The organism is Agarivorans sp. DSG3-1 (genome assembly GCF_046774965.1).
GTDB lineage: Bacteria > Pseudomonadota > Gammaproteobacteria > Enterobacterales > Celerinatantimonadaceae > Agarivorans.
The window spans coordinates 1,155,560-1,173,238 of the sequence record NZ_CP177241.1 but is presented as its reverse complement, the minus strand read 5'-3'; the positions used below and the strand labels follow the sequence as shown (position 1 = coordinate 1,173,238).

General features: G+C 43.3%; 13 protein-coding genes. 10 read left to right on the top strand and 3 right to left on the bottom strand.

All coding sequences use genetic code 11. The features are described from left to right. Positions 1 to 63: 63 nt before the first annotated feature. The 4 genes from ACLD71_RS05490 (at position 64) to trpB (ending at position 5,986) form a co-directional block, all read left to right on the top strand. Positions 64 to 1,713 (top strand): ATPase RavA domain-containing protein, encoded by a 1,650-nt coding sequence (locus tag ACLD71_RS05490; RefSeq protein ID WP_411993460.1) that lies wholly within the window; start codon positions 64 to 66, stop codon positions 1,711 to 1,713. A 3-nt stretch (positions 1,714 to 1,716) separates the two neighbouring features. Then, entirely contained in the window at positions 1,717 to 3,156 is a 1,440-nt protein-coding gene (gene viaA / locus ACLD71_RS05485; RefSeq protein WP_411993459.1) for an ATPase RavA stimulator ViaA, read from the top strand. 90 nt (positions 3,157 to 3,246) lie between these two features. After that, positions 3,247 to 4,608, top strand: a complete 1,362-nt coding sequence (gene glmU / locus ACLD71_RS05480; protein WP_303552695.1) for a bifunctional UDP-N-acetylglucosamine diphosphorylase/glucosamine-1-phosphate N-acetyltransferase GlmU — start codon at positions 3,247 to 3,249, stop codon at positions 4,606 to 4,608. A gap of 154 nt (positions 4,609 to 4,762) precedes the next feature. Further along, positions 4,763 to 5,986 carry a tryptophan synthase subunit beta gene (trpB, locus tag ACLD71_RS05475; RefSeq protein WP_411993457.1) on the top strand — a complete coding sequence of 408 codons (1,224 nt, stop codon included), beginning with the start codon at positions 4,763 to 4,765 and terminating at the stop codon, positions 5,984 to 5,986. A 38-nt stretch (positions 5,987 to 6,024) separates the two neighbouring features. On the opposite strand, the gene ACLD71_RS05470 is transcribed toward trpB, so the two are convergent. Next, on the bottom strand, positions 6,025 to 6,855 hold the full coding sequence (locus ACLD71_RS05470) for a hypothetical protein (RefSeq protein ID WP_411993456.1): 831 nt from the start codon (positions 6,853 to 6,855) through the stop codon (positions 6,025 to 6,027). Positions 6,856 to 7,068: 213 nt separating this feature from the next. Here ACLD71_RS05470 and ACLD71_RS05465 point away from each other — a divergent pair, with 213 nt between their 5' ends. After that, a complete protein-coding gene (locus ACLD71_RS05465; RefSeq protein WP_411993454.1) occupies positions 7,069 to 8,760 on the top strand; it encodes a mechanosensitive ion channel family protein in 1,692 nt (563 codons plus the stop codon). Positions 8,761 to 8,918: 158 nt separating this feature from the next. Continuing rightward, positions 8,919 to 9,605: a DUF2786 domain-containing protein gene (locus ACLD71_RS05460; RefSeq protein ID WP_137673517.1), complete on the top strand. Its 687-nt coding sequence runs from the start codon at positions 8,919 to 8,921 to the stop codon at positions 9,603 to 9,605. A gap of 37 nt (positions 9,606 to 9,642) precedes the next feature. Here the strand turns inward: ACLD71_RS05460 and pyk are convergent, their stop codons facing one another. Further along, entirely contained in the window at positions 9,643 to 11,079 is a 1,437-nt protein-coding gene (gene pyk, locus ACLD71_RS05455; RefSeq protein WP_235836212.1) for a pyruvate kinase, read from the bottom strand. Between the two features lie 143 nt (positions 11,080 to 11,222). On the opposite strand from pyk, the gene nadE reads away from it, so the two are divergent. Continuing rightward, positions 11,223 to 12,053 carry an ammonia-dependent NAD(+) synthetase gene (gene nadE / locus ACLD71_RS05450; protein WP_411993452.1) on the top strand — a complete coding sequence of 277 codons (831 nt, stop codon included), beginning with the start codon at positions 11,223 to 11,225 and terminating at the stop codon, positions 12,051 to 12,053. Between the two features lie 73 nt (positions 12,054 to 12,126). Then, a complete protein-coding gene (locus ACLD71_RS05445) occupies positions 12,127 to 12,795 on the top strand; it encodes a trimeric intracellular cation channel family protein (protein WP_411993450.1) in 669 nt (222 codons plus the stop codon). A 1,890-nt stretch (positions 12,796 to 14,685) separates the two neighbouring features. On the opposite strand, the gene ACLD71_RS05440 is transcribed toward ACLD71_RS05445, so the two are convergent. After that, a complete protein-coding gene (locus ACLD71_RS05440; protein WP_411993448.1) occupies positions 14,686 to 16,044 on the bottom strand; it encodes an MATE family efflux transporter in 1,359 nt (452 codons plus the stop codon). Positions 16,045 to 16,214: 170 nt separating this feature from the next. Here ACLD71_RS05440 and ACLD71_RS05435 point away from each other — a divergent pair, with 170 nt between their 5' ends. Continuing rightward, on the top strand, positions 16,215 to 17,336 hold the full coding sequence (locus ACLD71_RS05435; RefSeq protein ID WP_411993447.1) for a 1-acyl-sn-glycerol-3-phosphate acyltransferase: 1,122 nt from the start codon (positions 16,215 to 16,217) through the stop codon (positions 17,334 to 17,336). A gap of 80 nt (positions 17,337 to 17,416) precedes the next feature. Further along, a complete protein-coding gene (locus ACLD71_RS05430; RefSeq protein ID WP_303513183.1) occupies positions 17,417 to 17,599 on the top strand; it encodes a hypothetical protein in 183 nt (60 codons plus the stop codon). Positions 17,600 to 17,679 lie beyond the last annotated feature (80 nt).

Below are 17,679 nucleotides of genomic sequence, written 5' to 3'. Positions count from 1 at the left end.
AGTACATTTATAATAGTTGGCTGACAGAGCGAGAGCTTTGCGACCAAAAGGCAAAGGATGGTTATGGCAACAATTGCGCCATTAAATCAGGCTAATAAAGCGTTATTGTCGGAGCGTATTCAAGGCCTTATTAAGGCCCTTTCGGCGGGCATTTACGAGCGTGAAGAAAGCTTTAAATTATGTTTATTAGCGGCCTTAGCGGGCGAGAGTGTATTCCTATTGGGTCCGCCAGGCATTGCCAAAAGCATGATTGCCAAACGTTTAGTTAAAGCGTTTGAAAGCCAAAGCTTTTTTGATTACTTAATGACTCGCTTCTCTACGCCAGAAGAAGTGTTTGGCCCCTTATCGATTCAAGAGCTCAAAGATAACGGCAAGTATGTGCGTTTAACTGAAGGTTACTTGCCCACTGCACATATCGTATTTCTCGATGAAATTTGGAAAGCCGGACCTGCAATTCTTAATACCCTACTTACCGTAGTTAACGAGCGTACCTTTAGAAATAGCTATGAAAACCTACCGGTACCGATGCGCTTACTTATCTCTGCGTCTAACGAATTACCCGAAGAAGACAGCGGCTTAGAAGCACTTTATGACCGTATGTTACTGCGGGTATTTGTAAACCGCATTCAGCACAAAGATAACTTTAAAGCGCTACTGTTAGACAACCAAACTCTGCAGGATATTCCTGAACACTTAGTGATTAAGGATTCTGAGTATCAAGCTTGGCAAAATCAACTTGGCCAAGTAAGCATGAGCGATAGCGTTTTTGAAAAAATGTACCTGATTAAAGGCCTGATTGAACAAGGCTCACCAGTTGCAGGCGATGCCACCATTATTAGCGATTTGTATGTATCGGACAGGCGCTGGAAAAAGTCGGTTCACTTACTGCAAACCAGTGCGTTTTTTAATGGTCGTTCAGAAATCAATCCATTGGATCTCATCCTGCTACAAGACTGTCTATGGCATAACTTAGAAGATCGGCAATTTGTACAGACCCGTATCAGTGATTATGCGGTTAATCATGCCTTTGACCAGCTTAAGCTTAAAGAGCTTGCAGAGGGCGCAGAGCGCCACTATAACGCTACGGTAGACGATATTTGTGAGCAACTGCGTGTGCAGTTCACCCATGACTCCGGTTTGCGTAAAGACCAATACAAGTTTGATTTTAGCGATGCTAAACGTTACGCCAACAAACATGGCGGTGAATTGTTTAAGTTAGTGGTTCTGCAAAGCAACCTAGCGGTGAGTGAAAAAGATAAAGGTGAAACCCGTTGGGTATACGTTGATGCAGCAGAGTTTACTAAGAAAATAAAAAGCGGCAGTTGTGAAATGCTGGGTCGAATTAACCAAGGTTCTGAATTATGTCGACTACAATTTGAAATTGATATCAACCACCAGCTGGTGATTAAAGATATTGCCAACAGACCGTTGTTACTCGGTTTAGCTAAACAGCAAGCTTTAGCAGAAGAGCTGGTTAAAGGTTGGCAGCAGCAAATTGACGCGGTATTGGCTACCATCAAACAAGCGGAATTTGAATTGAAGCGTTGTCGTGGTCAATTTCACGGGGCTTTACCGCATAATTTCATTGCTAACCAACTCCCAGAAGCGATTGAAATAAGCTTAATGGAAGTGGATCAAATGGTGAATGCAGTGAGTGAGTTATTGGACAAGCAGGCTTACAGAATGCGTAATATAAACGAGTTTTTTGAATAATCTATGCTAGATAGCCTGCAATTTGGGGTTATGTTGGCCGAATCGGGGCTGCTTGACGAAGCGGTGCGTGAAGTGATGATGCGCCCGCAGCTAATGATGATTGCAGAATCTAGCCCCGGTATTCAAAGCGCAATGAAAAGCCAAGTGAGCAAATGGAAAAACCAAATTCGCGCTCAACTTGGTCAAGTAACTATTGAAGAAAAGTTCGCCGAAGAGATCGCGCTCTATCAATTGTCTATTGAATTAGACAGTACTGAATTTGTAAAACGGCTGGACGATATTCTTATACAACTCAGCGTTTGTTCGGCTTTCTTTGGTAAAGCCAGCGAATTAGCCGCCCACCCTCATCATCGTTACAGCCCTATGTTTCAGAGTTATTTTTGCAACCAATGGTTTGAAAGCATTGCCGCTGAGCTTAAACAAGCCCAAAGTGATGAAGTGAAACAACACAAACAAGCCTTGTTAACTGATCTCTATCAGCGAGTTGATACCTTAAACGCGATGCCTGAAATGACCGAATCTGGCGACGCTAATAAACTTGGCCGCTTGTGGGATATGGCTGCCGCTAAACTCAGTAAAACTGAAGTTAACCTGCTACAGCAATTTGCCGCTTTTTTAAAAGGGCAAAAGGGTTTGCAAAAAATAGCTGAGCAGCTGGGAAGAATGGCTGACCAAGTAAGTGACCCTAATAGTTCCAAAGCTCCAGTGGAAGAACTTGAGCTGGTTGAAGAACAGTTAGATCAAGTGACCGACGATATTGTGGGTATTCATGAAGGGAATGATTTATCCAAATTACTGCCCAATGAAACTATGTTTTTGGCCTACCCTGAGCTCGAAGTGATTTTCTATAAGCACTTAGTCGATAATCAATTAATGAATTACCATATGCAGGGTAAGCAGCGTAAGTTACGCAAAGTAAAAACCCACAAAAAAGCTGCTGAACAAGCCATGTTAGATAAAGGCCCGTTTATTTTAGCCATTGATAGCTCGGGATCTATGGAAGGTTTCCCTGAGAAATGCGCTAAAGCTCTGGCCTATGGTTTGATGCAGATAGCTTTGGCGGAAGAGCGCGATTGCTATGTAGTGATGTTTTCTACCGAACTCATTACCTACGAACTCACTAAAAAAGATGGTCTGCGAGAAGTCCTCAATTTCTTGTCTTATAGTTTTCATGGCGGCACAGATATGCCGTCTGCGCTTGAACGAGCCATCGAACAGATGCTCGATGACAAATATAAAAATGCTGATTTAGTGGTGCTATCAGATTTTATTGCTCCCGCGCCACCAGCAGCCTTAACGCAAAAAATCGAGCAGCTAAAAGCAGAGAAAAACCGTTTTCATGCCTTAAACTTATCTAGCTACGGTAATCCAGAGCTAATGCAAATTTTCGATCATTTGTGGGACTACACTCGCTCACCCATTCAGCGCTTGTTTAAACGCTAATTCCAAAGCGAATCAGTTTCGCTTACACTTGTTGGGTTATCGAATCAGATTGGTTAATTGGGAAAAATTAGCCGTAAAAAAGGAAACAAAATGAATTTTAGTGTCGTGATTTTGGCTGCGGGTAAAGGAACAAGGATGCGTTCAACATTACCTAAGGTTCTGCACAAATTAGCAGACAAACCAATGGTGCAACATGTTATCGATACCGCTAAAAAACTGAAACCAGATGCCATTCACCTTATCTACGGCCATGGCGGCGATTTAATTCAACAGCAAATCCAAGACCCAAGTTTAAACTGGGTAGAACAAGCTGAGCAACTAGGTACGGGCCATGCGATGCAACAAGCTGCCCCTCACTTCGCTGCTAATCAGCCGGTTGTGATGTTATATGGCGATACGCCACTAATTAGCGAGCAAACTATTCAACGTTTGATCGAAGCTTTGCCTAACAATGGTATTGGCTTGCTAACAGTTGACCAAGCTGATCCTACTGGTTATGGACGTATTGTGCGTGAAAACGGCAGCGTAGCAGCGATTGTAGAGCATAAAGATGCCACTCCAGAGCAACTGGCTATTACCGAAGTAAATACCGGTGTGCTAGTGGCAAACAGCAATGACTTTACCCGTTGGTTAGCTCAGTTAAGTAACGATAATGCTCAGGGTGAATATTACGTTACCGACATTATTGAAATGGCGACGAAAGAAGGCAACGTGGTACAAGCGGTTCAACCAGACTCTATTGTTGAAGTTCAAGGGGTAAATGACAGGGTTCAACTTAATGGTTTAGAGCGCGCTTACCAGAAAGGGCAAGCGGAGCAATTATTGCGAGATGGCGTGAGCCTAGCCGATGCTAATCGTTTTGACTTACGTGGCGAGTTAAGTATTGGCAACGATTGTTTCATCGACATCAACGTTATTATTAAAGGTAAAGTTACCATTGGTAACAATGTAACTATCGAAGCGAATGCCATTTTAATCGACTGTGAGATTGGCGATAACGTAACCATTAAAGCCAACAGCATTATTGAGCAAGCGAGCTTAGCGGCTGATGCTTCAGCGGGTCCATTTGCTCGCTTACGCCCTGGCGCTAAATTAGAGCAAGATGCTCATGTGGGTAACTTCGTAGAAATGAAGAAATCAACATTAGGCAAAGGCTCTAAAGCTGGGCACTTAACTTACCTAGGTGATACTACGGTGGGTGCAAAAGTGAATATTGGTGCCGGCACGATTACCTGTAACTATGATGGTGTAAACAAGTTTCAAACCATTATTGAAGATGGCGTATTCATTGGCAGTGATACTCAGTTAGTAGCGCCAGTTACCGTGGGTAAGAACGCAACGGTAGGGGCTGGGTCTACTATTACCAGCAATGTAGAGCCAGAAACCTTAGCTATTTCTCGTACCAAACAGCGTAATATTAGCGGTTGGCAACGACCAGTTAAAAAGTCTTAACTAATTAATACTCTGTTAAAAAAGCGACCTAAGGTCGCTTTTTTTGTTTTAGGGACCGTTTTATAAAAAATTGAATCTTTTGAAGCTGTAACTAGCGCACATAAATCCTTACTTTTATTAGGTATAACTAGGCTTTTGTCTGTAGGGATAGACCATGAACAAACAGTTTGAGCACACGCTACCAAATAGCGAAGGTTACTTTGGTGAGTATGGTGGCAGTTTTATTCCACCAGAGTTACAAGCGGTGATGAACGATATTAATCAGGCGTACCAAGAGATTCGTCAAGATCCTGAGTTTGTAGCTGAATTAACCCGTTTGTATCAAGATTATGTTGGCCGCCCTAGCCCTATTTTCCATGCTCAACACCTTTCTCAAACCTATGGTTGTGACATTTATCTTAAACGAGAAGATCTAAACCATACTGGAGCTCATAAAATTAACCATTGCTTGGGCGAAGTACTGCTCGCTAAGAAAATGGGAAAAACTAAAGTCATTGCTGAAACTGGAGCTGGCCAACATGGTGTAGCGTTGGCTACGGCGGCTGCGCTATTAGGCTTAGAGTGTGATATTCACATGGGGGAAGTGGATATTGCAAAAGAGCACCCTAATGTGGTGAGAATGCGTATCCTCGGCGCTAATGTCATTCCTGCAACTCATGGCCGAAAAACCCTTAAAGAAGCGGTAGATAGTGCTTTCCAGGCTTATATGGCTGATCCGCATACTCAGTTATATGCTATAGGCTCGGTGGTTGGTCCTCACCCATTCCCAATGATGGTTCGCGATTTTCAATCGATTATTGGTATTGAAGCGCGTCAGCAGTTTCAAGATATGAAAGGCCAACTGCCAGACCACTTGGTGGCTTGTGTAGGCGGCGGTTCAAATGCTATGGGCTTGTTCAGCGCCTTTTTAGAAGACAGTAACGTGGCCATGCATGGTTGTGAACCCGCAGGCCGAAGCTTAGATGAAGTGGGCGAGCATGCTGCCACCCTAACTAAAGGTGAACCAGGCACAATGCATGGATTTCACTCCTATATGCTAAAAGATGAACAGGGTGAACCAGAGAAAGTTTACTCGGTAGCCAGCGGTTTAGATTATCCAGCCGTAGGCCCACAACATGCTTACCTGAAAGACCTCGGCCGCGTGCAATATGGGGTGGTAAGCGACAAAGAAGCGATAGATGCTTTTTTTGAGTTGTCACGACTAGAAGGCATTATTCCAGCTATTGAATCGGCCCATGCGGTTGCTCATGCGATTAACCTCGCCAAGCAAGGTGCTAAAGGAACAATTTTGATTAACTTGTCAGGCAGGGGCGATAAAGATATCGACTTTGTAGTAGAGAACTACGGTAAGCAATACGGTATTGCGTCACTGATATAAATAGTTTGGCCACAAACTAAAGGTTTGTGGCCAGATTTTTAGAACTTATAAGCCACGTTAAACATAGGGCCTTGGTATTTGTACTTAAGAGAGGTTTCGTCCCAATCTGCACCTACTTGGTAATAGTTATAACCTATCTCAGCATCCCAGTTTGGCGAAATGGCGTAAGATATCGTAGCGTTGAGGTCTGTTAGGTATCCACTAACATTATCAAGGCTTATGTAAAATACCTCTGAATGGGCTGCAATTGTCCAATCATCAGCAAATTCATAACTTGCCCAAAATCCTATATCCGGTAAAGGAGCGGTTATTGATTCATCTACTACCTCGCCACTTGTGCTGGTACTCTCACAAATCAATTCGCCGTTTTTTTCAACACACCCCGCTATTTCTCCGCTAAAACCCATTTCTATGAACATTACGTGTAAGCCCAGTGAGCCGCCTATCTCCACGCGTTCGGTTTTATAAAAAGAATAGCCATAGCCCGCACGCAGTACATCTATATCCATTCGAGTATTTATACTTGCTCCTGCTGCAATGCCATATTCTGGAAAATTTGGAAGCGATTCTATAGCTCCTACAGCTTTGGTTTGCGCAGAGCGATGTAGCCTTCTCCAGTCAGCAAAAACATGGTGGCGGTCGTTAAACTGGTAACCTATTTGGGCAAATGGAAGGAATTGTTCTTCTTCTAGATTGAAAGTATCTTCAAAATCAAGAGTTAAATCTCTATCTAATAGTGTCTTTGTGGTCATAGAAGAATCGGTTTGAGCCCAAAAACCACCGGCTTTTATCACCCATTCACCAGCATTCACGGGGGCGTTAATCATTGTTGTTAACGCGGCGAGGCAAAGCCACTGCTTGGTTTTCATATACTGTCCTTGTAACGAGCTTGAAATAGCTTCTCATTAGGCTACTTCTACCTTAGTCACTATCAATGTGAGCTATTTGTTAGTATAAGCGCTTAAATCTGATAGTAAAATACTAACAAGTCTCTATTATTAGCTTACAGTTGTACTTTGTTTGAGTGTTTTAATTAACACTGTGGTTTGGCTTTGAAGCTAATAGATTTGCTGGAGAAGAAGATGTTAAAGGAACTAATGCGCTATTGGAGTGCGATTGTCTTGGGTGTTGCACTGCTCGCATCCCCAGTACATACGGTTTACGCTCAAGAATCAGGGAGCGATCAAGCTTCTCTACTACTGGATAAGTATCAGCGCCAGCAAGAGCGGATTGAACGTATTAGAGCCAATCAAGATACCGTCTCTACCATTGAACAAGCCGCTATTTCACATCGCTTGTTAGAACGACACTTGCATGCTTTTGAAACCATAAATCAATTATCTCAATATTTGATCGAGCAAAATGCGCTAGGGCTAGCGGATAAGCAAGTGTTGGCTGAAGTTGAGCAAATCATTAATCAAAACAATCAAGATTTGGTTAGCGGTATTGAGAAGCAACAAAAGCAATTTAACGAAGACTATGCCAAAGAAGAAGCAGATAGCATTAAAGCGTTTCAGCTTTATATAGAACACCTATCAAGTGCTGATTTAATTTATTCCGCCATGGTTCAGCAAATTATTAACCAGCAAGCGCTAGGCTTTGATGTTGCCAGCGAGAAGCAATATACCGTTGACCACCTATACACGCGTGCAGAGTCGTTCTCAGGCATGGTGGGCTTAGTGGGTAAAAAGCGCGAAGAGTTAGGCAAGCTAATTAAAATTACCCCTGAAGACCAAAGTTTAAAAGACCAATTAGCGGTGGTTACCGAGCAGCTCGCTGTTGCTGGGGTTAGTTTTAAACTTACTGTAGATTTACTCACTCAGTTGGGTTTTGATGCTTCGTTCTATCAGCAAACCTTACTTAAGCTAGGCGGGCAAATCACTACTGACGTATTGGATGTGAATATTCTTGGTGGCATTGCTAAACGTTGGGTTGACCGCTTAACTGAGTATTTTGTAGAGCATGGTGGTGAGTGGATCTTTAAACTCATTTTGCTGGTGGCTATTTACTATTTGTTCCGTTCGTTATCGCGCTTAGTGCGTAAGTTAATGACCAAGAGTTTAGATTCATCAAAGCTGAACTTATCATCTTTAATGAAAGACATGATCATTTCGTCAGTAGCGCGGATTGTGATTATTATAGGTATCTTGTTCGCGCTAGCCCAGGTGGGCATCTCGCTGGCTCCTATCTTGGCGGGTTTAGGTGTGGCCGGTTTCATTATCGGTTTTGCTTTGCAAGATACTCTTGGTAACTTTGCCGCTGGATTGATGATTTTAATCTATCGCCCTTACGATGTAGGTGACATGGTTGAAGTCGGTGGTGGTGTATTTGGTAAGGTAAAAAGCATGAACCTTGTTTCTACCACCATTTTAACCATTGATAACCAAACCTTAGTAATACCTAACAGTAAAATTTGGGGGGACGTGATTAAAAACGTGACGGCTCAAAAGTTACGCCGTGTAGATTTAGTTTTTGGTATTGGTTACTCCGACGATATTGAAAAAACAGAAGCGGTACTTAAAGAGCTGTTAGATAAACACCCAATGGTGCTACCAGAGCCAGAACCAATGGTGAAGTTACACGTACTTAACGAATCATCGGTAGATTTTATTGTGCGCCCTTGGGTTAAAACCGACGATTACTGGGATGTGTACTGGGATATTACTCGAGAAGTTAAAATGCGCTTCGACAACGATGGTATTTCTATTCCATTCCCGCAGCGCGATGTGCATTTTTACCCTGCCACCGCAGAGGCTGCTCAAATCGAAAAATAGTACTTATCGTTCCTTTTTAAGGGATTAGACGAGGGGCTTGGTGATTGTTACCAAGCCCTTTTGTTTTGGTCTGCTATCTTGCTGCGTGAATAGCTGGAAAATTTGGCTAAAATAAGTAAAATAGCGCTTCATTTTTGAGCAGAGGTTATAGCCGTTTCGTGAGTCGTCAACGTGCCCTAGAAAAAATTGCCAAGTGTTTAGAATTGGGTAACTCCTCAAATGTACATGAGGCCGCCCAAGCTATTCGTATGGCCCACCGTTTAATGCTTAAACACGGTTTAGATCAAGCCGATATTGAGCTGATTCAAATGGGCAAAACCTCTACCCAAACCTTACTGCCTGCCAATGTTGGTGAAAACATCCTGCGTATTATTCGCGGTATTAATGGCCGCTTTGGTGTTGAAGCGGTATTAATTAATCACAAAGGCTTAAAACGCGCTGAGTTTGTAGGTTTAGCTGAACGCGCAGTATTTGCCGCTTTTGCTTTTGATATCGTTTACCGAGAAATGAACCAGCAAGTAGGGTCGTTCCGTAATAGTTTTGCTGGTTCGGGTACCGACAACGTAACACTTGCTCGCAGAGTTGCCTCGTTTACTGCCGGATGGTTAGAAGGTGCGCTAGAAAAACTGCCTGACTTAGTTACCGATGGCCGCAACGAGCATATGGATGACTACTTAGATGAAATGTTTGAGAAGTTAGATCGCGAAACCTTTAAAGCTAAAATTAAAGCTTCAATGGGCCAGTTAACTCCTGATTTTCAAACCGGTATAAAGAAAGGTCGTAAGTTGTCGGTTAATCGCCCGGTTGAAGGTGCACGCGGACCCACTTTGCTACGTCAGCATTAACTTGCCCGGTGAGTCCGAGCAAGTTAAGCCAATACCTTTAGCTTACTTTCAGAATTTTACTGGTGTTGGTATGGCCGGTTTGATCAAACACATCACCGTGAGTCAGTATGACTAAATCCCCTTTATTTAAATAACCCTGCTCTTTTAGCAAAGCTATCGCGGTGTGTGAAACCGAAATAATATCTTCGCTGCTTTCATCAAAATGAATTGGGTAAACCCCGCGATAAAGCGCACAGCGGCTGAGCGTTTTGGCATGGCGTGATAAAGAGAAAATCGGTAAACCACTACTTAAACGCGACATCAGTAGCGGTGTGCTGCCAGATTCAGTTAAGGCGATAATCGCTTTCATGCCCTTCATGTGGTTAGCAGCAAACATGGTGCTCATGGCTACTGTTTCAGAAATGCTTTCAAACACCTCGTTAATTCGGTATTTAGAAACGTTTATGCTGCGTTGCTTTTCTGCGCCTAAACATACGGTTGCCATGGCTTGTACGGTTTCAATAGGGTATTCGCCAGCGGCCGTTTCACCTGAAAGCATTACCGCGTCGGTACCGTCGAGTACCGCGTTGGCCACATCCATGACTTCAGCGCGGGTTGGCATGGGTGCGCTAATCATCGATTCCATCATTTGCGTGGCGGTAATCACTGCTCGATTATATTTGCGGGTTAAACGAATTAAGGTTTTTTGAACGCCAACGAGCTCTGCATCACCAATCTCAACACCTAAATCGCCACGCGCTACCATTACTGCGTCTGAGGCTTTAATAATGTCGATCATTGCTTCTTCTGTTGCAACGGTTTCTGCGCGCTCTACTTTGGCTACGAGCTTTGTGGCCAAGCCAGCTTGTTGAGTAAGACGTCTTGCATAGTGCATGTCTTCGCCACTATTGGGGAAGGAAACGGCTAAGTAATCAACTTCAATTTTTGCAGCGGTTAGAATATCGGCTTTGTCTTTGTCGGTAAGTGCCGCAGCAGATAAGCCTCCACCCAGTTTGTTAATGCCTTTGTTGTTAGACAAAATGCCACCAATGGTTACTTCAGTAGTTACCTGACTATTTTGTACACCTGTTACTTTTAGTTGGATACGACCATCATCAAGTAACAAGGTATCACCGGGCTCTACGTCGTTTGGTAGATGTTTGTAATCTAGGCCAACTTGCTTTTCATCACCCAGGCCTTTGCCTAGCTCACTGTCTAATACAAACTGGTCACCTAAGTTAAGGTTTACTTTGCCATCTTTAAAGGTAGATACCCGAATTTTTGGACCTTGTAGGTCACCCAATATAGCCACATGAACTTTATGTTTAGCCGCTATTTCGCGAACTTGTTTGGCGCGGGCTAAATGGTCTTCAGCGGTGCCGTGGGAAAAGTTTAGCCGCACCATGTTTGCGCCATTTAAAATTAACTGCTCAAGTACATCGTCTTTGTCGGTGGCGGGGCCTAAGGTGGTGACAATTTTAGTGCGTCTTAACATGTTGCTTATCCTTAAAAAGAGTGAGATGTCTGTTTAAATCCGCTGTTACTGTTTTAATTATATGTAAATCGGCTTGTCTCTTGGTTTTTTTTTATCTCTCAAGTACATTGCCCTTTAGGGATATTATTCGTGTGGGGAAGAAGATGAAACAAGCAATCTTGGCAGAAATGAAAGTACTGCCAGAAATCGATCCAGAATACGAAGTGAAACGCCGAATCGAGTTTATTAAAGAGCGTTTACAACAAGCAAAAGTAAAAACCTTAATACTCGGGATCAGTGGTGGTGTAGATTCAACTACCACAGGACGTTTGGCTCAACTAGCGGTTGAACAGTTAAATAAAGACACTAATAGCCAAGATTATCGCTTTATCGCTATGCGTTTGCCTTTTGGTGAGCAAAAAGACGAAGCCGATGCGCAGCTTGCTTTAAGCTTTATCAAACCTTCTCACATTGTTACTACCAACATTAAAGCCGGCACCGAGGGTTTACACCAAAGTGCCAGTGAAAGCTTACTCGCTGCAGGTTTAACGATGCCAAACCAAGCAGCGGTAGATTTTGCCAAGGGCAATGTAAAAGCCAGAATGCGAATGGTGGCACAGTACGAAATTGCCGGTCTTACGGGTGGCTTGGTGATTGGTACCGATCATTCGGCAGAGAATCTTACCGGTTTTTATACAAAACATGGTGACGGAGCCTGTGATATTGCGCCTATCTTTGGTTTGAATAAACGCCAAGTTCGTCAGGTGGCGGCTTACTTAGGGGCACCAGAGCCGCTGATTGGCAAAGCGCCCACTGCAGATTTAGAAGAAGACCGCCCACAATTGCCAGACGAAGTGGCGCTAGGTGTAACATACGATCAAATTGATGACTTTTTAGAAGGTAGAGCGGTAGAGGCTGAAGTAGAACAGAAGCTGATCGCCATTTATCAGCGTACGCAGCATAAACGCCAAGCGATACCTACCATTTACGATTAAGCCCATCGCCATAGGGTATAAGCCGAGCTTGCCAGGGTTCGGCTTTGTTTGATCTGCATCCTATATTGTTAGCATGACTTGTTGTCTAATTGCAGCCGAATTTTTTGAGGAATCCATTTTGGGCAACACCATCCTATTTAGTCTCGACCTTTTTGGCACTGCAGTATTTGCTATCTCTGGGGTACTCGTTGCTAGCCGCAGAAAAATGGATTTATTTGGTGCTTTAGTTTTAGCCTGCGTTACCGCCATTGGCGGAGGCACCATTCGGGATATGGCGTTAGGTGCCAGCCCAGTATTTTGGGTTGAAAATGGCTTGTACCTTTGGGTTATTCTCATTGCCAGCTTAAGCTCGGTATTATTACTCAATAACTTTCCAACACCGCCTCGTTGGTTACTACCAGTGGCCGATGCTATTGGAATGGCGGTATTCATGGCGATTGGTGCAGAAAAAGCCCTGCAATATGGCGCGCCAATGATTGTGGCGGTTACCATGGGGGTTATTACTGCTTGTGGTGGAGGAATGATCCGTGACGTGCTGGCTAATCAAGTTCCCTTAGTATTACAAAGAGAAGTGTACGCCACTGCTTGTATTGTTGGCGGTTTGGTCTGGGTGGCGGCATTATTTTTAGAGTTTTCCGCCACACTTGCCACCAGCGCCTGCATTTTTACCGCGCTTATCATTCGTTTAGTGGCTATTCGTTATCATTTATCGCTGCCTAAGCTTGCCAAAAACCGTCAGTAATTACTTATTAACTACAAGCTGTGTGCGATATCTCTCACAAGCTTGTGCGTTAACAGCAGCAAAGCTTACAAAGTTTGAAAACAATTAATTATAAAAAACAATGGTTTAGTGTTTTTGTCAGTTCTTGTAAGTAAAAAAGTGAAAGTTTTTTTGTTTATCGGCTTTTTCTAAAAATTAGTTTCCGTATAGTTGTTTGTGCACGGAGGCACTGACGTTTATCAGGAAGAGAAACGTAGCAGGAGCTAAAAAGGACAACTACAGGATGTAGTAAAGGGACACCTCCTAGGAAGGAGACGTGCAACTGGTATGGAAGACCGGTTATGCCATAGAAGGCTAAAGGACAGCTCAAAGGATTTGAGAAAAGGATAACTACAGGACGTAGTAACACAGTCAAAAAGGATTGCAGGGAGCAACTACCCGTTCACGGATTTGAGCGATATGACTACTAGGGGCGACACGTAAGTGTCGCCCCGACCTTTTTCTAAGACCCAGCCAAGTGCTGGGTTTTTTGTTTGTGCTGTTAGTTATTATTTTGTACCTCTTTAGATCTGCTTAATCTTGTCAAGTGGATTATTAAACTGCATTTTTGTCTATTTGGTGGTTTTAATCACTTATTAGTTTGTTTCTGTTAGATACTTGTCTGGTGATCCTCCTTTAGCTGTGTGAGAGATCGACCATTCTATTATCGGGATAAATCCTTTTGTTTGTCAGCAAGTAATCTAGCTTGTATTTATATTTCAAATACTTAGCTTTTTTTACCCCTTAAGTAATAGTTTTGTTTGGTGTTTTTTATTTTGGGGTGGCTAGGCTTTTATAGTGACTACGGTAAAGTACTAACCATCAGGAAGAGCAAGGATTCAGGAAGAATTAGGCAGGACGCCAAGGTATATAGGACGCAAGGCTCAGGATGAGCGGCTTATCAAGGTAGATGAGTTTAGGATGTCAGCACAGGAGTGCTAGAGGGCGAAATACCAACAGCTTCAGGATGAAGTATCAGGACACCTCCAGGACGGAGCGAGCAAGCGTTTAGGATGAATGCTTATGCCATAGAAGGCTAAAGGAAAGCCCAAAGGAATTGGGAAGAGGAAACGCTAAGGATTAGTGTAAAAAAGTCAAAAAGGATTGCAGGGAGCAATTAACGTTCAGGGAAATAGAGCGATATGACTACTTTAAAGGCGATACTTCGGTATCGCCTTTTTCTTTGCTTAAGGCTAAATATTTCACTTCCCCTCTACTGCTTTCCTAGGCCATTTATTGTTCAAATAGTTTTTTAGTTGGTTTGCATAGGTGCTGGTAACTTTTTATCTTTTATAAGCCAGTATCAGCTTTACTTTATTCGCTAGCCTTGGTGTGAGAGATCTGCCCGACCTAAGCTCAGAAATATCACTGTCTTTACTTTCGATATTTAAAATATTTTTTATTTTTCAGTCACTTGGTGTTTTATGGGCTTTTCTTGAACGAGAAAAAGTAAAAATAAACTTTGGGGCTACTGGGATTCGTCAGTCAAAGCGGTAAAGTACTAACCATCAGGACGAGCCAAGGCTTAGGAAGAGTCAGGGCAAGATGCCAAGGTACAAAGGAAGCAAGGCTCAGGATGAGCAGACTTATCAAGGTAGATGAGTTAAGGATGTCAGCACAGGCGTGCTAGAAAGCAAAGTACCAAACAGCTTCAGGATGAAGTAAAGGACACCTCCAGGATGGAGAGAGCAAGCGTTTAGGATGAATGCTTATGCCATAGACGGCTAAAGGATAGCCCAAAGGAATTGGGAAGAGGAAACACTAAGGATTGGTGTGAAAAAGTCAAAAAGGATTGCAGGGAGCAATTACCCGTTCACGGATTTGAGCGATATGACTACTAAAAAAGGGCGATACTTCGGTATCGCCCTTTTTTTATTGCTTAGTGCCCCACCAATTTGCTTGCTTCATTAAATAGCTAAGCACCAGTAAACTGCTTAAACCCGCTAGGGTATGGGCAATAATAATTGCCAAGAAAATCAATTTACTGCTTCCCATTAGCGCACCTAAGTAGATAGCCGGTAACATAAAACCAAATAAGCGAATTAAGTTAATGGCCATCGCCAGCAAGGGTTTAGCCAGCGCATTAAGAGTTTGTGCCAATAACAAAGGTACTGCCATCATGCCGTAACAAAATGGCACCAGTTGCAAATAGTATTGGCTCAGCTCTGCCACCTCTGCATCATGGTTTAAGCTTTGGCTAATAACTGGGGCCAGTAAGTACATTAGTACTGCCAGTAGTAGCTGCCAAACAACCGCCAAGCGAATAGCATGATGCACAATATATTGTGCACGCGCCGCTTGGCCTGCGCCTACATTTTGCCCCACTAACATAGGGATCACTGAATTGATGGCCATTACTCCAATAAACAATAAGGCCTCAACCCTAGTTGCAAAACCATAAGCCGCCACTGTCGCGGTGCCTGCACTGGCCAGTATTACTAAAGTAACGGTAGTTGCTATTGGTGTGAGTAGTTGTGAAAACACTGCGGGTAGCGCAATGCTTAACAGCTTTTGCCAAGAACTAAGCAATTGTTGCCACGAGCATAATTCAAAGCGCAGTAATTTAAGTTTAAATTTTAGTAAGTAAAACGCCACTAAGAAGGTCAGTGCCCAAGCAATTGCCGTGGCTAGCGCTGCGCCTTGCACGCCCATTGCGGGAATCGGCCTCCAACCAAAAATTAGAATGGGATCGAGTACGCCATTCACAATGCCCGCTACCAACATCACCATACTGGGGGTTTTGCTGTCACCACTGGCGCGAATAGCGGCATTTCCCACCATGGGAACCACCAGCAAGGGCACCGACAAGTACCAAATCTGCATATATTGCTCGATATAAGGCATTACCGGTAATTCAGCGCCCAAATTACTAAAAAGGGGAAATATGCTTACATAGCCTAAGCTGGCGATGAGTATTATTAGCAATAAACTGAGTAGTAATCCGTGGCTGGTTAAGCGAGCAGCTTGCTGTTGCTGCTGAGCACCCAATAGCCTGCCAACGTGAGACGACAAGCCAATGCCTAAACCCATGGCAATACTGGTTATCGCAAAGGTAATAGGAAAGGTGAAAGACACACCCGCGAGTTGATCGGTGCCTAACATAGCCACAAAAAAGGTATCAACAAGGTTAAAGAAAATGATCGCAAAAATGCCCACAAAACTGGGGCTGGCTTTTTTAATGATAAGAGGCGTGATGGGGGCATCAAGCAATTGTTGGCGTTGTTGTTCCATTAACATCAGGCTTTAAGGTCTTGCGCTCAGTATACTTGGCTAGCTGCTTTAGCGAAAGAATCCAGCTTTAGCATGAAAAACTACCATTAACTGTTCATTTTTTAATCGCTATTGTTGTTTTTAAGAGCGGAAAACGGTAAATTGCGCCTTCCTAAATTGCGAGAGAAGTTATGTCTCAGTTTGACAGTATTCGCCCTTACCAAGATTCTGAAGTAAAAAGCACGCTTAAACGTCTAATTAATGACCCTGAATTTACCTCTACACTGATTAAGTTTCGCTTTCCACGCGCCCGTGGAGCCTTTTTAGCGCTAACTTCATTTGCCTTGCGCCAAGTGCTTAAGTTTAAAGTAAGAAATGTGACCAAAGTTTACGACTTCCAGGTAATGGTAGAGCGTTACATGGCTCACATGGTGAAAACAACTACCTCGCAATTAAGCTCTAGCGGTTTAGACCACCTCGATTTAAGCAAACCGCATTTGTTTATTTCTAACCACCGCGACATTGCTTTAGATCCCGCCTTTGTAAACTACATTTTGCATAACAACGGCCAAGACACCGTGCAAATTGCGATTGGTGACAATCTGCTAACCAAACCTTGGGTGGCGGATATGATGCGTTTAAACCGTAGCTTTATTGTTAAACGTTCGGCCAGTGCTAAACGAGAGAAATTGGCGAACCTAAAAGAGTTATCTGCATACATTCAACATACTTTGAATAAAACTGGTGACCACATTTGGATTGCTCAGCGTGAAGGCCGCGCTAAAGACGGTTTAGATATTACCAACTCGGCACTTATTTCTATGCTAGCGCTGAATAAACCTAAAGAGCAAAGCTTTGCTGAATACATTAGCCAGTTAAACATTGTGCCTGTGTCTATTTCCTATGAGTTTGACCCTTGCGACTTAGCCAAAGCCAATGAATTGGTAGAGCAAAATGAGCATGGCGAATATCAAAAACAAGAGCATGAAGACATTTACAGTATTTCGCGAGGCATTGTGGGTCAAAAAGGCCAGGTACATGTGCACTTTGCTGAGCCGCTAAGTGGTGAATATGAGTCAGCCAAAGAAGTGGCCGAAGCCTTAGATAAAGCGATTATTGGTAATTACCAATTGATGCCTACCAACTGGATAGCCCTGGGTGATGCGATTCCTGAAGGTATTCCTGCTAACGAATTGGCTAACGCTAAGCGCTATTTTGAGGCGAAGTCTCGCGATGTTAGTGCAGAGGTTCGATCTCAGTTGTACGCAATGTACGCAAATCCGATCAAAGCTAGACAGCAACTATCTGAATAATAAGGTTTTTAAAACTTTAATGTTGCCTTGGCACTGTAGCTGCATACCCCTTAATAGGTATCAAATTTAAGGGGTAAACCATGTTCAGAACCAAAACCAGCCAAACCATTGCTAATGTCGTTGCCGATCAAGATAAACTTGAGCAATTGCTTTCTTTAATGCTGCCTGATGAGTTGAGTGAGCTAGACCAAATGGGGTCGCAACATTGCCGCAGAAAGCGACAAGCTAGCGGACGTTCGCACTCAATTTCGGCCAAACTTTAGTCATTAAGCCTTAATATATTTACTGTGTAATCGTCTGATACTGATAGACTATATTCAAAGAGCCAACGAATAGGTTCTCC

Coding starts and splice junctions, on each gene's coding strand:
- ACLD71_RS05490 (WP_411993460.1), top strand. CDS start 64: ATGGCAACAATTGCGCCATTAAATCAGGCTAATAAAGCGTTATTGTCG.
- viaA (WP_411993459.1), top strand. CDS start 1,717: ATGCTAGATAGCCTGCAATTTGGGGTTATGTTGGCCGAATCGGGGCTG.
- glmU (WP_303552695.1), top strand. CDS start 3,247: ATGAATTTTAGTGTCGTGATTTTGGCTGCGGGTAAAGGAACAAGGATG.
- trpB (WP_411993457.1), top strand. CDS start 4,763: ATGAACAAACAGTTTGAGCACACGCTACCAAATAGCGAAGGTTACTTT.
- ACLD71_RS05470 (WP_411993456.1), bottom strand. CDS start 6,855: ATGAAAACCAAGCAGTGGCTTTGCCTCGCCGCGTTAACAACAATGATT.
- ACLD71_RS05465 (WP_411993454.1), top strand. CDS start 7,069: ATGTTAAAGGAACTAATGCGCTATTGGAGTGCGATTGTCTTGGGTGTT.
- pyk (WP_235836212.1), bottom strand. CDS start 11,079: ATGTTAAGACGCACTAAAATTGTCACCACCTTAGGCCCCGCCACCGAC.
- nadE (WP_411993452.1), top strand. CDS start 11,223: ATGAAACAAGCAATCTTGGCAGAAATGAAAGTACTGCCAGAAATCGAT.
- ACLD71_RS05445 (WP_411993450.1), top strand. CDS start 12,127: ATGACTTGTTGTCTAATTGCAGCCGAATTTTTTGAGGAATCCATTTTG.
- ACLD71_RS05440 (WP_411993448.1), bottom strand. CDS start 16,044: ATGGAACAACAACGCCAACAATTGCTTGATGCCCCCATCACGCCTCTT.
- ACLD71_RS05435 (WP_411993447.1), top strand. CDS start 16,215: ATGTCTCAGTTTGACAGTATTCGCCCTTACCAAGATTCTGAAGTAAAA.
- ACLD71_RS05430 (WP_303513183.1), top strand. CDS start 17,417: ATGTTCAGAACCAAAACCAGCCAAACCATTGCTAATGTCGTTGCCGAT.